The 14,122-nt window shown below is 42.6% G+C and carries 13 protein-coding genes; 5 read left to right on the top strand and 8 right to left on the bottom strand.

Translation table 11 applies throughout. The features are described 5' to 3' along the window. Positions 1–30: 30 nt before the first annotated feature. Positions 31–558 (bottom strand): sugar O-acetyltransferase, encoded by a 528-nt coding sequence (locus CWB80_RS01280; RefSeq protein WP_138599146.1) that lies wholly within the window; start codon positions 556–558, stop codon positions 31–33. Between the two features lie 155 nt (positions 559–713). On the opposite strand from CWB80_RS01280, the gene CWB80_RS01285 reads away from it, so the two are divergent. The 3 genes from CWB80_RS01285 to CWB80_RS01295 all read left to right on the top strand — a co-directional run bounded on the left by CWB80_RS01285 (position 714) and on the right by CWB80_RS01295 (position 4,675). Beyond that, positions 714–1,484, top strand: coding sequence for a DeoR/GlpR family DNA-binding transcription regulator (locus CWB80_RS01285; protein WP_054552250.1), 771 nt, complete (start codon positions 714–716; stop codon positions 1,482–1,484). A gap of 95 nt (positions 1,485–1,579) precedes the next feature. Beyond that, a complete protein-coding gene (gene glmS, locus CWB80_RS01290) occupies positions 1,580–3,400 on the top strand; it encodes a glutamine--fructose-6-phosphate transaminase (isomerizing) (protein ID WP_054552251.1) in 1,821 nt (606 codons plus the stop codon). A gap of 156 nt (positions 3,401–3,556) precedes the next feature. After that, positions 3,557–4,675 carry an alpha/beta hydrolase gene (locus CWB80_RS01295; RefSeq protein ID WP_138599160.1) on the top strand — a complete coding sequence of 373 codons (1,119 nt, stop codon included), beginning with the start codon at positions 3,557–3,559 and terminating at the stop codon, positions 4,673–4,675. Here CWB80_RS01295 and CWB80_RS01300 read toward each other — a convergent pair whose 3' ends face one another. Next, on the bottom strand, positions 4,676–4,924 hold the full coding sequence (locus CWB80_RS01300) for a hypothetical protein (RefSeq protein ID WP_138599145.1): 249 nt from the start codon (positions 4,922–4,924) through the stop codon (positions 4,676–4,678). Between the two features lie 115 nt (positions 4,925–5,039). Further along, positions 5,040–6,128 carry a hypothetical protein gene (locus CWB80_RS01305; protein WP_138599144.1) on the bottom strand — a complete coding sequence of 363 codons (1,089 nt, stop codon included), beginning with the start codon at positions 6,126–6,128 and terminating at the stop codon, positions 5,040–5,042. Positions 6,129–6,466: 338 nt separating this feature from the next. On the opposite strand from CWB80_RS01305, the gene CWB80_RS01310 reads away from it, so the two are divergent. Together CWB80_RS01310 and prfH are read left to right on the top strand one after the other, a co-directional pair. Next, the gene (locus CWB80_RS01310; RefSeq protein ID WP_138599143.1) at positions 6,467–7,618 is read left to right on the top strand and encodes an RNA ligase RtcB family protein; all 1,152 of its coding nucleotides are present in this window, start codon (positions 6,467–6,469) and stop codon (positions 7,616–7,618) included. Then, positions 7,615–8,571 carry a peptide chain release factor H gene (prfH, locus tag CWB80_RS22435; protein ID WP_138599142.1) on the top strand — a complete coding sequence of 319 codons (957 nt, stop codon included), beginning with the start codon at positions 7,615–7,617 and terminating at the stop codon, positions 8,569–8,571. Before CWB80_RS01310 ends, prfH begins: the two co-directional genes overlap by 4 nt. A gap of 20 nt (positions 8,572–8,591) precedes the next feature. Here the strand turns inward: prfH and CWB80_RS01320 are convergent, their stop codons facing one another. The 5 genes from CWB80_RS01320 to CWB80_RS01340 are packed head-to-tail and all read right to left on the bottom strand — an operon-like array spanning position 8,592 to position 14,116. Continuing rightward, entirely contained in the window at positions 8,592–9,407 is an 816-nt protein-coding gene (locus tag CWB80_RS01320; RefSeq protein WP_138599141.1) for a nucleotidyltransferase domain-containing protein, read from the bottom strand. Continuing rightward, positions 9,404–10,660 carry a multifunctional CCA addition/repair protein gene (locus tag CWB80_RS01325; protein WP_138599140.1) on the bottom strand — a complete coding sequence of 419 codons (1,257 nt, stop codon included), beginning with the start codon at positions 10,658–10,660 and terminating at the stop codon, positions 9,404–9,406. The genes CWB80_RS01320 and CWB80_RS01325 overlap by 4 nt, the downstream gene beginning before the upstream one ends. A 15-nt stretch (positions 10,661–10,675) precedes the next feature. Next, positions 10,676–11,704: an RNA 3'-terminal phosphate cyclase gene (gene rtcA / locus CWB80_RS01330; RefSeq protein ID WP_171041474.1), complete on the bottom strand. Its 1,029-nt coding sequence runs from the start codon at positions 11,702–11,704 to the stop codon at positions 10,676–10,678. Positions 11,705–11,706: 2 nt separating this feature from the next. Continuing rightward, positions 11,707–12,933: an RtcB family protein gene (locus CWB80_RS01335; protein ID WP_138599138.1), complete on the bottom strand. Its 1,227-nt coding sequence runs from the start codon at positions 12,931–12,933 to the stop codon at positions 11,707–11,709. Between the two features lie 28 nt (positions 12,934–12,961). Next, entirely contained in the window at positions 12,962–14,116 is a 1,155-nt protein-coding gene (locus tag CWB80_RS01340; RefSeq protein ID WP_138599137.1) for a slipin family protein, read from the bottom strand. Positions 14,117–14,122: the final 6 nt, after the last annotated feature.

Raw genomic sequence — 14,122 nt, forward strand, 5'->3', positions numbered from 1 at the left:
CGTAGGACGTGCTTTAGCGTAAATATAGGGTTAAATGTCTTTGACCTTCACCGCGGGGTTACCTGCTACTAAGGTATTTGCCGCGACATCTTTGGTAACTATTGCCCCTGCGCCAATCACGGCATTATCAGCAACTTTAATACCCGCAAGTATAATAGCGCCTGCACCAATCCATACATTGTTTCCAATGCTAATGGGCGCTGCAAAATTAGCTTTTGCTAAACGCTCGGTTGGGTTTACAGCATGCGATACCGCGAGTATTTGCACATTAGGGCCTATTAAGCAGTCATTGCCTATCGTAATTTGCGCATCAGATAACGGCGCATCGAGCACAGTACAGTTAATATTTATGAAGGTTCGATCACCTATTTTAATACCACTGCCGTAATCAAAATGAAAACCCGCTTCTATAACAACCTGCTCGCCACAGTGAGCAAACATGCCTCTTAGACGTTTTAAATTGCCTTTACTTGGGCTTTTGGCAAATAAACGGCAAACTTCATGGGCATTTTTTCGTTGTTCGAGTAAGGACTTATCGAGGCTATTAAACTCTTTCATGGGGCATGCTCATGGTTATATTTGCCAATAGCTTAGCGTGTTGGTCATGAAGATCAAAATTAAAGCTGTGTAGGTTAACGAGTATTCACTTGCCATTTATATTGTTTCGTTTAAAATCTCACAACTTTCGAAACGAAACTTATGTAATTCACTTTATGACAAAACGAAACACTCAACAACGTCGCCATACTATCTTAAGCCAAGTGAATGAACTTGGTGAAGTTGCTGTTGAAGCGTTAGCAGAGCAGTTTCAAACTTCTGAAGTGACGATACGTAAAGATCTGACAGCCCTTGAAAAAAGTGGCTTGTTGCTACGCCGTTACGGTGGCGCTATTGCATTGCCGCAAGAAATCGTTGCAAATAGCAACGAGAAAAGCGACTCGCTTCGCAAAATGGCAATCGCACAGGCGGCTGCAAAGCTTATTAAAGACCATAACCGCATCATCATTGATAGCGGTCGCACTACAGCGGCGATGATCCCTGAGCTTGCTAGTAAGCGCGGTTTAGTGGTGATGACAAATGCTATTAATGTCGCTAACCGGCTGCTTTCATTAGAAAATGAGCCAACACTTTTGATGACCGGCGGAACTTGGGATCCACATTCAGAATCGTTTCAGGGCCAAGTTGCGGAGAATGTTCTACGCTCTTACGACTTTGACCAACTGTTTATTGGTGCCGATGGCATTGATATTGATAGAGGTACTACAACCTTCAATGAATTAGTGGGGCTTAGCCAAGTGATGGCTGAAGCTGCCCGAGAGGTAGTGGTGCTGGTTGAGTCAGAAAAAATTGGCCGAAGAATACCGAATTTAGAACTGCCTTGGCAGCGTGTAACCACTGTTATTACAGACAACAACCTAAGTGCAGATAAGCGCGAGGCGATAACAGCATGTGGTGTACAGCTGATCTGTGCAGAAATTGAATAACCCGTAATAAGACCGACAACACCTTATTACGCATCATTTATGACAACACATACCGCCCAAAGTAGAACGCTTTGGCATGTGCAAAAGGAGAAATTATGTGTGGAATCGTTGGGGCTATTGCAGAACGCCCAGTAAATAAAATTCTTGTTGAAGGCCTTAAACGCCTTGAATACCGTGGCTATGACTCAGCTGGTGTGGCTTTACTTAAAGGTACTGAGCTTAACACTGTAAAAGCAGTGGGTAAGGTTGCTAACCTTGAAGCGGCACTTAACGATGCAGCAGTTAATGGTACTACTGGTATCGCGCATACTCGCTGGGCAACTCATGGTGGCGTAACTGAAGCGAATGCTCACCCACATGTTTCGAATAGCGAAATTGCCCTTGTTCATAACGGTATTATCGAAAATCATGCCAGCCTACGTGATGCGCTTAAAGGCGACGGTTATGAGTTTTTATCAGAAACAGACACTGAAGTTATGGTGCACCTTATTCACCAACTTCGCCAACAACACGATACGCTTTTAGCTGCAGTACAGGCTGCTGTGAAGCAGTTTGAAGGTGCATTTGGTACGGTTGTTTTTGATAAAGCGAACGACAACGAAATCATCGTAGCGCGCTCAGGTAGCCCACTGGTGATTGGTTTAGGTCTTGGCGAAAACTTTATTGCCTCTGACCAACTTGCTCTATTACCTGTTACACGTACGTTTATTTACCTTGAAGAAGGTGATGTTGCTCGTATTACCCGTGACAGTGTAGAAATCTTTGATGCAAATGGTGATGCAGTTGAACGCGAAGTGATTGAATCAAACATTACGCAAGATGCATCAGGTAAAGGCGAATATCGTCACTACATGCTGAAAGAAATTTACGAGCAGCCGCTTGCTGTACGTAACACCCTTGATGGCCGTTTAGTTAATGACACTGTAGCGATTGATGCCTTTGGCGAAAGTGCTCAGCAAATCTTTAAAGACGTAAAACACGTGCAAATTATTGCCTGTGGTACTTCATACCACTCAGGTATGGTTGCGCGTTACTGGCTTGAACAGTTTGCAGGCGTGAGCTGTAACGTTGAGATTGCCTCTGAGTTCCGTTACCGCGAATCATTTGTACATGAAAACAGTTTACTTGTGACCATTTCACAGTCTGGTGAAACAGCCGATACGCTAGCTGCACTTCGTCTTGCAAAACAGCAAGGTTACATGGCGTCAATGACCATTTGTAACGTACCGGGTTCATCGTTAGTACGTGAATCAGATTTAGCCTTTATGACTAAAGCCGGTGCTGAAATTGGTGTTGCATCAACTAAAGCCTTCACCACACAACTTGTTGGCTTACTAATGCTAACGGCTTCGATTGCGCAAGAAAAAGGCTTAGAGCAAGGTGCGATTGTAAATGCAATTAAAACACTTCCTAACAAGTTAGAAGAAGCATTATTGCTTGCTGAGGGTATTGAAGATTTAGCTGAAGAATTCGCTGACAAGCACCACTCATTGTTTTTAGGTCGTGGTTCACAGTACCCAATCGCGATGGAAGGTGCGCTTAAGCTGAAAGAAATTTCATATATTCACGCCGAAGCATACGCAGCGGGTGAGCTTAAGCATGGTCCTCTTGCGTTGATTGATGCCGACATGCCAATCATTGTTGTGGCACCAAACAATGAACTACTAGAAAAGCTTAAATCAAACGTAGAAGAAGTACGTGCCCGTGGCGGTATTATCTATGTATTCGCAGACAAAGACTCAGCGTTTGAATCTGACGAAACAATGCGTGTAATCAACGTAAACCATGTGGATGACGTGATTGCTCCAGTTGTATATACAATTCCGCTACAGCTGCTTTCTTACTATGTCGCGGTTATTAAAGGCACCGACGTAGACCAACCTCGAAACCTAGCAAAATCGGTGACGGTTGAGTAAGTTAAGAGTTTTATTTTTATTAAGGCGCAATATGCGCCTTTTTTTGTACCAGTAATTCTGTTAGCTTAAAAAATTACCAATATTTCTTAAGGATAAGTCGTGCGACTATTTAAGTTACTCTGTATTAGTGGTTTTTTACTCTGTACTAGTCATGTAATGGCTCAACCAGCTGCAGATGATGCGGTTACACATTACAGCCAACATACGCATACTATCGAATCAAGTAATCTTAGTGAGCAACGCTCTGTCGTTGTGCAATTGCCAAAAAGTTATCAAACACATCCAAACAAAAGGTATCCCGTTATTTATCGTTTGGATGGGGCCGGTAATTTACCATTGATTAATGCTGTGCTTGAGCGCTTACAACAAAATGATCAAGCGCCAGAGGTGATTGTAGTTGCTATTGAAAGCACTAATCGACTTAGAGATTTTTATCCGACAGTGAACAAAGAACCACAAGGGCCTGTTGGCGAAGGCGGTGGTGCAGCAAAGTTTTTAGCTTTTGTAGAGCAAGAACTGATGCCTTTGGTTAATAAACAGTATCGTACTCATGATTATAGAGTTATTGCAGGAGCCTCAGCTGCGGGTGTATTTGCTCTTTATGCTATGCAGGCTGACCCTGAGTTATTTCAAGCGCACATTGCTTATAGCCCTGCGGTATGGTGGAACTATGGCGCCCCGGCTAAAACTTTAAATACCTTTGTTACTAAAGCCAAAAGTATTAACAGCTATGTATATATGAATATCGGCGAAGAAGCCGGCATTATGCGCGAAAGATACGATAATATGCAGCAAACAGTGCAAAATAGTAAGGTGCAAAATTTGCGCTTTAAGAGCGATGCCTTTGCAGGTGTTTCGCATAACCTAACCTCAGCCGCTGGGGCATTTAATGCGTACCATGGCTTATTTTTATCTAAACATATGCCTTTGAGTGCACTAGGCGATGATGTTTCATCAATTGATGCCTATTATCAACGTTTATCTCAGCAATGGGGCGAGCAAATAGCGCCATCAGACCGCGCTGTTCGGATGCTGGGTTACAGCTTAACGGATAACCAGCAATTTGAGCGGGCTATTGAGGTGTTTAAGTACAATATCAAAAACTACCCTAAATCAGCGTATGCACTGTCAGCTTTGTCATATGGCTATGAAATGCAAGGTAATGTTCGCCAAGCATTAGTTCAAATTGAGGCTGCAATCGCTGTTGCAGATGACTCGTATCCCTACCCAGATTACTTAAAAGAGACAAAAACGAGGTTACAAGGGCAGCTATAGTTAATAAGCGCGCTCCCCTAAGTCATACGCAAAATAACCATAGGTCGCAAAGATCATCATAGCAACTAATGAGTAATGCATCGCTCGAGCGAGTACAAGATCAATCGGGCGTGCGTGACGAAGTATCGCTTCGTCGTTAACGATAGTTGCTTTTGCTGGTTTTTGACGACGAATTACTTTGCCATACATGCTCACTCTTATACCTATCCCTTTATCCCAAAGAGGCTCGTGTAATCCTTCTTCACGCATTTTCTTCTCAATATGCTTCATCGAAATGCGAGTGAAGCATAGAGTTGAGATAAGAAAAGAGATAAATACAGGAAATGATATTATAAAAAAAATGAACTCGGGTATTATAAACATATTAAAACCAGTCAACACTTGAACTTAAATCATATACTGTACCAGATATAAATTGTCCGAAAGAATTACCTGCTTTTCCTGCAGCATAGCCTGCAGCTAAACCAGCTCCGATTAATATAACCCAACCAACAGGCCCCATCGCAATTGCTATACCAACGCCTGCATTTACTACTGCACTCCCTACTGCAATGCACGCAGCAGCACCTGCACCAAACCCTGTTGTTTCTACAACAGCACGACGTTGCCAATCTTTCCCAGCTTTGTAATCACTATAAACGCTGTCAATTCGAAGCCCTGCATCTAAAGCTATAATGGCTTTTCCGGCGATATTTGCACCTTGCTCTAACTTACGTAAATGCTGAATATTTGCTAACGAAGACAATTGCAAAGGAGCTGAGCTTCTAGCGCTTTTAGCTATGTTAATTCCCCGCTGTGGGTTTGACCAAATATTACCTCGCGCTGAGGCTTTGATTCTTCCTTTAAATTTAACCAGCTCAGATTGAAATTTTGTATTTAATTCTAAATGAGCTTGTTTTGCTGCATTCCCTAACTTTATTAATTCAATTTTTGGAGCTTTGTTTTGTGCAGCTTCGCGAACTTTTAATAAGCTTACTTGGTATTTTAAAATAGACTTTCCAAAATCACTAAGCCTAACTTGGCTAGATTCTAGGGAAGTTGCTGCTGCGCCAAGGGCTGTTAGGGAATCAAACTTTTTACCTGCAACTGGAAGCTCTGTAATTTTTCTTACTTTATTGATGTAAGGGGAAATCTCAGCCTCATACAATTCTGCAATTGCCAGAGCATCTTCATCACCAAATTGGTTAACTATAGTGCTAATATTTCTTTTAGTATGCTCTGGCCATGAAATTGTGCTGTCGAGTGCACAAGCAATATCAGGACGTGTTCGTCTAAAATCACTCATGTCACCTTGTTCAGGATTTCTAAGAATGAATGGAGTACCTTGAGGAATGAAGTTCCCGATAATGTGGGGGTTATCTTTTCTAAACTGTTTTAAAAGTTTAAGGTCATTTTCGTTAATTGGTAAGTTTGTTCTGCTTTTGGTATTAAAGCATAAGTCAAAATTAGACATAATATCCCTACATTAAAATCAATCCATTGAGCGAACAAAATGGCAGAAGTGTTTATTTTATCAAGTATCTAAAGTGGGAACTTTGCTAGAGTTTATTATTTTTTTAGTTGCTTTCACTTTTTAAGGTGTTTACAATCGCCGCGATTTTAACCATTCACACACTGTAGAGGAGTAAACAATATGACTTATACAACTTGTTCCTTTGCAGGTCGTTTTCTTGCCTAGCTCGAAGCTATTTCTTTATTAGCTTTTTAAAGCTAAGCCTGATCAATTAATCAAAGACCTGCCAAATCATTTTTCGTTAGCATTTTTCTATTGCAGAGAAAGGAATTGGTATTATGGGCAAGTCCGTCCAAAAACTTACTGATAACGTTAGCCTAATTGCGTCTAAAGAGTCGTGGATTGAAGGGCTAGCAATACAACAATTAATTAAAACTTCTGAATTACCTGGTATGCACGCTGTAGCGGGTATGCCCGATTTACACCCTGGTCGAGGTTACCCCATTGGGGCAGCCTTTTTTACAGAAGGTAGAATTTACCCCGCTTTAGTGGGGAATGATATTGGCTGCGGTATGTCGCTTTGGCAAACCAATACTAAGTTAGCCAAGTTAAATGTAGATAAGCTCGCAAAACGCTTTAGCGATGTTGAACAGCCGCTAGATGATAGTTGGCACACACTGATTAGCGAGCGAAAACATGAACTGGCTATCACACAAACTGGTTTTGATAGCGCCCTTGGCACCATAGGTGGTGGCAATCATTTCGCTGAGTTTCAGGCGATTGAAGAGGTGTTTGATCAACAAGCCTTGCTTGCTTTAGGCCTACAACCTAAACAACTGCAGCTATTGGTGCACTCTGGCTCTAGAGGGTTAGGACAAGCTATTTTAGTTAAGCATATTGCAGAGCATAACCATGATGGCCTTGAGGTAGAAAGTGGTGCCTTTACAGATTATATGACTAAACATGACGAAGCCCTGCGTTGGGCTCAGTTAAACCGAGAACTGATCGCACGGCGTTTTTTGCAAGCTATTCGTGCTGGTGGCGAACAGGTTTTAGATGTGAATCATAACCTTGTAAGTCAATCACAGATTGCAGGGCAAGCTGGCTGGTTACATCGAAAAGGCGCTACACCCAGCGATCAAGGGGCTGTGATGATCCCGGGCTCTCGCGGTGATTACAGTTACTTAGTTAAGCCAACGGCTGAGCAAAACGTAAATTTACGCTCCCTTGCGCATGGCGCTGGTCGCAAATGGAAACGTGGAGAATGCCAAGGCCGTTTGAGTCACAAGTTTAAAAAGGAAGATTTATATCGCACTGCGTTTGGTAGCAGGGTGATCTGTAATGATAAAACGCTGCTTTATGATGAAGCACCACAAGCTTACAAAGACTGCCAAACAGTTATTGATGACCTTGTTGATGCTGGGCTGGTTACTGTAATTGTCAAATTAAAGCCTGTGCTTACCTTTAAAACACAAGGAACGTGCGGATGATCTTAGTGCAATTATCGTCAGGGGCGGGTCCTTTAGAGTGCTGTAAAGCGGTGGCAATGGCTGTTAAGCGCCTTGAGTGTGATGCTAAAGCGTTAGCTATTAAGGTGAATACTCTTGCTGTAGAGCAAGCTGAACTTTCAGGCTGCTACAAATCGGTATTGTTTGAATTAACCGATGCTGAGCCGCAAATTTTAAAACAGTTTGCGCAGCAATGGCATGGCTCGATGTTGTGGGTTTGTCAAAGCCCATTCAGATCAAGGCATAAGCGTAAAAACTGGTATTTTGGCGGTCAACTATTTGAAATAGCAGAGCAAAAATTTGATAGCGAGATCCGCTTTCAACAATGCCGCGCAAGTGGCGCGGGAGGCCAACATGTAAACACCACTGATTCGGCTGTTCGTGCTACCCATGTTGCGACAGGCATTACTGTTCGCGTAGAGAGTGAACGAAGTCAGCATGCGAATAAGCGTTTAGCCCGAGTTTTGCTAATGCAAAAACTGGCAGAGCAAGCTCAGCAGGCTGCAAGCCAGCAGCAAAAGTCGCGGTGGCAACAACACAATGAGCTGCAACGGGGTAACCCCATTCGTACGTTTAAGGGCCCTGAGTTTAGCCAGACTCACAAAGGAAAGGACATGGAAAACTTACTGTTTATATGTAGCCGTAATCAGTGGCGTAGCCCAACGGCAGAAAAGGTATTCAACCAATACAATGGTATTAAAGCCCGCTCTGCAGGCACAAGCCCACGAGCAAGGCACACGGTAACAACTGCTGATATTAATTGGGCAGATATAATTTTTGTGATGGAACATAAGCATAAACAACGCCTTAAAGCGCAGTTTAGCCGTTTATTGCAGCACAAGCCGATTCAGGTACTCGATATACCCGACGAGTACCAATATATGGATGAGGCACTCATTGAAACTTTAATTGATGTCATAAATCAATACTTGTAGAAAAACAGATACAGTGAGTTTTAGGACTCACTGTATCTTGCTAATGTTTCTTTAAACAACTGATTTAAAGCATCAAAATCGACGACTTTCTTCTTTACGTTAGCTGTGTAGTTTTCATGCCGTGTTAACTCTGCTTCAATAAACTCATTAATTACAGGCACAGCTGGCGCGTATTCTTTTTCTAAGCTTACCCGTTTTCGGGCGAGCAAATCTGAAATCGCAGCATCCAGTGCAAGGTTCTCTTTGACAAGCTCCCTTAGTTTATCAAACTCAATCGGAGCGGGTTCATCGTACTTTTCGAGCCACATAATCGCCAGTAGCGGTCGTAATACGTAAAAGTATTTCTTCAGCGGAACACGCTCTTTTTTTAGATACTCTCTAAAGTTACCTTTTGCCATATGCAGGTAATGATAAATGCCTTTATGAGATGACACTATCTGTGGCATTAGTCGCTTTGCATGTGCAGCAAAAAAGCCATCATCAACATACACTATGGGTGATTGTAACCACTCAATAAACGCGGGATTTGATTTGCTGAATAGTTTGAGTGCTTTACGAATATCCCAACCATTTATATCGATTTCATCGACGATTGGGTATTCAATTACATCTCTTTGCTCTTCAACATCAATTGCTACATACCAATCTTTAGCGTGCGCATAAATAAAGCGCACATCATAATCACTGTTAGGACTTGCAAATCCCCATGCTCGGCTACCCGACTCAATAGCAAATAACACTTTAACGTTATGTTCTGCTTCTGCCGTTTTTATGCGTCGCATTATTTCAGCTCTTACACTGTAATCGATTGCTGAGTGTGCTGTTGTGTTATTCATTTTGTTTCCTTACTACTTTGCTCTGTGAGGTAATCTCGTAGTTGCTTTATTTCTGCTTCGCGAACTGCTTTTCCGATGGCTATGCCGCTTTTACCTTGCTGTATTGCTTGTTGCACAAGTGCTTTTTTATTTAGTTTGTTTAGTTGTTTTACTAAATCCAGTGCAAGTGTTCGTTGCGCATAAGGCCGATGTATAAAGCTTGGTCCCCGTCCTTGCGCATCACACTGACACGCATCCAAAAACTGCAAAAACCGCGCAGGCTTATTTTGCGCATTTAGCTTGTCGACAAGTAATTTATGTAATGTTTTTGGTGTTAGCTGTGCGATTTTGTGACAACGCGTATGATTGTCACTGGTTAATGCTGCCAGCTCATAAAACCGTTTAGGCACTTTTAAACGCTGACAAAACTCCTTGATCACTGCTACGCCGCGTTGTTCATGGCCATGTAAATTACCGTTTAGCTCAAAGCTCGTCGCCTTGCCAAAATCATGCGTTAATGCGGCAAAGCGAGTTTCTACATCAAAATTTAGCTGAGCCGCTCTATGCAAAACTAACAGTGTGTGGGTGTAAACATCGCCCTCAGGGTGGTGTTCTTTTGGTTGGGGAACACCTCTCATTGCATCTATTTCTGGAAACACACCTAATCCATACAACGTCTTGAAGTAAAGCTCAGGGTGAGGCTCAGCAAGTGCTTTTTCGGTTTCTTTCCAAACCCGTTCTGGCGTTAAATAAGCTAATTCACCTTGTTGGTGTATTTGCATCATTAATGCCTTGGTTTCCGGATGTATACTAAAGCTTTCACCAAAACGAGCTAAAAATCGAGCCACTCTCAGTACACGTAATGGATCTTCAGCAAATGCGGCTGATGTATGTCTAAGTACTTTGTTATTTAAATCTTGTTGGCCGTTAAATGGGTCTATAAGCTCGCCATCGGCACTCATCGCCATTGCATTGATAGTTAAGTCTCGTCGCGCAAGGTCGTCTTCTAAAGTTACGCTGGTACTGGCATTCACCGTGAAGCCTTTGTAACCACGACCTTGCTTTCGTTCAGTGCGAGCTAGGGCATATTCTTGCTTGGTGGTTGGATGTAAAAATACTGGAAAATCACTACCAACAGTTTCAAAGCCTAGGGCTAACATGGTTTCTGGTGTTTCACCCACAACAACAAAGTCTTGATCAGCTGCCGCTCTGTTTAGCAATTTGTCGCGAACTGCACCGCCGACTAAATAAACATGTTTTAATGTGTTTTCCATTGCCGATCATCCTAATTAGGTATCAGTTAATGATACCTGCCAAAGGTTATCATCAAGCTGAGTAAACGTTATCTCTACATGCAAAAGCGTTTTTATGACCTCTGCATTGGTTAAGCTGTGCAAGCTTGGTTCATTGGTTTTGAAATCGCCTTTACCGGCCAAAGCTAATGGCAAAAGCAGCTGATCTGCCAGATGTTCTTCTACTGCCGCTGCTGATTGGGTAAATTGTGTAACCTGCTCTACTGCTTTGAGAGCCACTTTTTGTGCTGCAATACCATGTTGACCAATAACTTCAAAAATACTGTTATGGGTGTCTGATGTTATCTGTAGCTGCAAGCTGTTTCCTGCTCCAATACTTTCTACACGAGTTATCGTGGTTTCAGCGCCTGTCCAATCAAGGTATTGTTTTACAGTGCTAATTTCACGCTTCGCAACATGCCCCGGTAACTTGTTAACAAGTACTTTAATCGCCTTTTTGGCATCCTTCGTTGGCGGTGCAAAATGCGCAAAGGGCTTTAATGTTTCACACGGGTAAATGGTTAACTGCCATTCGCCACCACCGGCAGGGTAAAAGCCATACTTGGTAACAGTGAGCTCACAATACACCCCCATTTTTGCTAAAGCTGGCAAATAACAGTGCTCAAAAAAGCACAGTGAAGGTGACATGCCATTATGTGTGCCACCCTCAAAGGTTATGGTAGAGGGCTGCTTTGCTGTCGCTAATGCCAGTAATACAGTTTGGCATACAAGCGTTGTACTGCCTGCTGTGCCAATCGCAAAGTGATAATCACCCGCTTTTATTTGTTTAGGCGCAAAGCGAATATGGTTTGAGCCTAGTTCAACTCCTGCTGTTTCGGCATCACAGATTTGTTGTGCTGCTAACACACAGGTTAGGTGCTGGCGTAACAGGCCAGGCTTTTTTCGCTTGGCCCGAATATTAACAACTTCAATGGCTTGCTTGGTTAACATTGATAAGGTGAGGGCGGTGCGAAGTACTTGCCCTCCGCCTTCACCTTGTGCACCATCAATTATTAAATAGTTCATTATCATCCTTTTACGCAGACTATTTGCTTTAGTGTATGTACAACTTCAACCAAGTCTTGCTGTGCTGCCATAACCTTTTCAATATCCTTGTACGCATGCGGGATTTCATCAATCACCGCGGCATCTTTACGACATTCTACCCCTTGGGTTGCCGCTATTTGATCTTGAATATTAAAGACCTTTTTAGCTTTTGTACGTGACATGACTCGGCCAGCTCCATGACTACAGCTATTAAAGCTATCTGGGTTTCCTAAGCCGCGAACAATAAAAGAGCGCGCCCCCATACTTCCGGGAATAATCCCCATTTCACCTTTTTGTGCACGTACCGCTCCTTTGCGTGTTACAAAACAATCTTTGCCAAAATGATGCTCTCGCGAGATATAGTTATGATGACAGTTAACAGCAAGCTCCGCGGTTTCAAAAGCGATAGGTATTTGCTTTTTTAGCGCTTTGATTGCGTTAAACATCATGATCTCTCTGTTTTTAGCTGCAAAATCTTGCGCCCATTCTACAGCCTCAACATAGTCATCAAAGTATTCACTTCCTTCTTTCAGATACGCAAGATCCATATCAGGTAAGTTGATTTGATGACGCTCCATCTCTTTTTTAGCCAACTCGATAAAGTAAGTGCCTATGCGGTTACCAACTCCTCGGCTACCTGAGTGCAGCATGATCCAAACTGCATTATTTTCATCTAGGCAAAGCTCTAAAAAATGATTGCCTGTGCCCATCGTACCTAGGTGATTTACATGATTACTGTTTTTAATTGCAGGGTGCTTAACGCAGATTTTTTCAAACCGCTTCTCAAGCTTTTGCCACTCACCAGCAACAACATCAGGAATATTATGCCAAGCACCTCGGTCGCGAGCCCCTCTACCACGGCCCGTTCGACCATGTGGTACCGCAGCTTCAAACGCATGACGAATTGCCGCCAGATTATCGGGCAGTTGCGAAGCCGTTAACGTTGTTTTAGTTGCAACCATGCCGCAACCAATATCAACGCCTACCGCTGCGGGGATCACCGCATCTACAGAGGGAATGACGCTACCTATTGTGGCGCCTTTGCCCATGTGAACATCTGGCATGACCGCGATATGAGAATGAACTAGCGACATTTGCGCAATATTATTTAATTGAGCAATAGCTGCATCTTCAAACGGTACGCCTTTTGTCCATGTCTTTATAGGTACCTGTCCTTGTTGTTCGATTGTGTTGTAGTTATTACACATAATTTGATTCCTTACTCGTCCTAGCCTGTTAGGCTATTTTTACGACCCCGTTCATTAGCCCTTCAAGGCCGCCATAAACGGTTAAGTTATTTATTTTTTCTGCGACTTTCTCTAATGCCTCTAACTCTTTAAGGCGCATTAGTGTCGGGTTGTTCTCAATTACTTTCGCGGTGTTGTGTAAGCTGCGTGTTGCTGATGTTTCTTCACGTCGCTTTATTACATTTGCCTCAGCTGCTTTTTGTGCTTCGACCACTTGATTTAAAATGGCTTTCATCTCGCCCGGTAAAATAATGTCTTTTACACCAACGCCTGCTAGAGCAATACCAATCTCCTTCAGCTGTTCAATCACCAGCTCTTTCACTGTTTCATTGATATACAACTTATCTAATAAGATATCATCGAGCGTTTTTGTACCAACCGCTTCTCTGAGTGCAAGTTGTAGAGTTTTGTAGATGAATTCATCCAATTTATCTACGCTCTTAGCTGCAAGCTCAGCATCCATCAGCTTGATATTGGCAGTTAAATTAATGCGCAGGCTAACTCGGTCTTTGCTGAGAATTTCTTGCCCAGATACTTCTACGCTTTGTGTTCTACAGTCATAACATTTCACTTCAATATCATGGTTAAATTGCCAATAGGCATGAATACCAGGCTGCAACTTGCCAATAAAGTGGCCGTTAATGTAAAGTAAGCCTACATGCTCTTTAGCGACTTTAAACTCGGCGATCGGTTTGATTGCGACTGTTTTTTCGCTTCTAATTAAGCGAGTTGCGCTATTTGCACCAGCTCGATTAACTAAATTTAATAATTGCTCAGGCACCGCTTGAGTGCTGCTGAGAGTAATTCTTTCAAGTTTTATAGCCCCTGCATCTTGCCAAATATATAAGTGCTCACCAGGAGCGACGATCCCTTGTAGTAAATCATCAACATACAACATACCTAGCTCGTTGTTCTCAAGTTTCCAATGACTTATATGCTGTTGCAAGATTGGGTTATTGCGGTACAAACGTTCAGTATTTCGCTCTGAGAAATACAGCGAGTTAATATCAAAGGTGACAAACTCAAGCTGCTTCTGAAAATCCCAATAACGATGCTTTCCTGGCATTAACACGTCTGTTAGTTGCTGGTCTTTAAAAACGAGCACTCTTTGGTTCTCTGCTACTAATTGTGTTTTTCTTAACATGTTCTA

Origin of the sequence: Pseudoalteromonas sp. S1650, from assembly GCF_005887195.1 — a bacterium.
GTDB classification, from domain to species: Bacteria; Pseudomonadota; Gammaproteobacteria; order Enterobacterales; family Alteromonadaceae; genus Pseudoalteromonas; species Pseudoalteromonas simplex.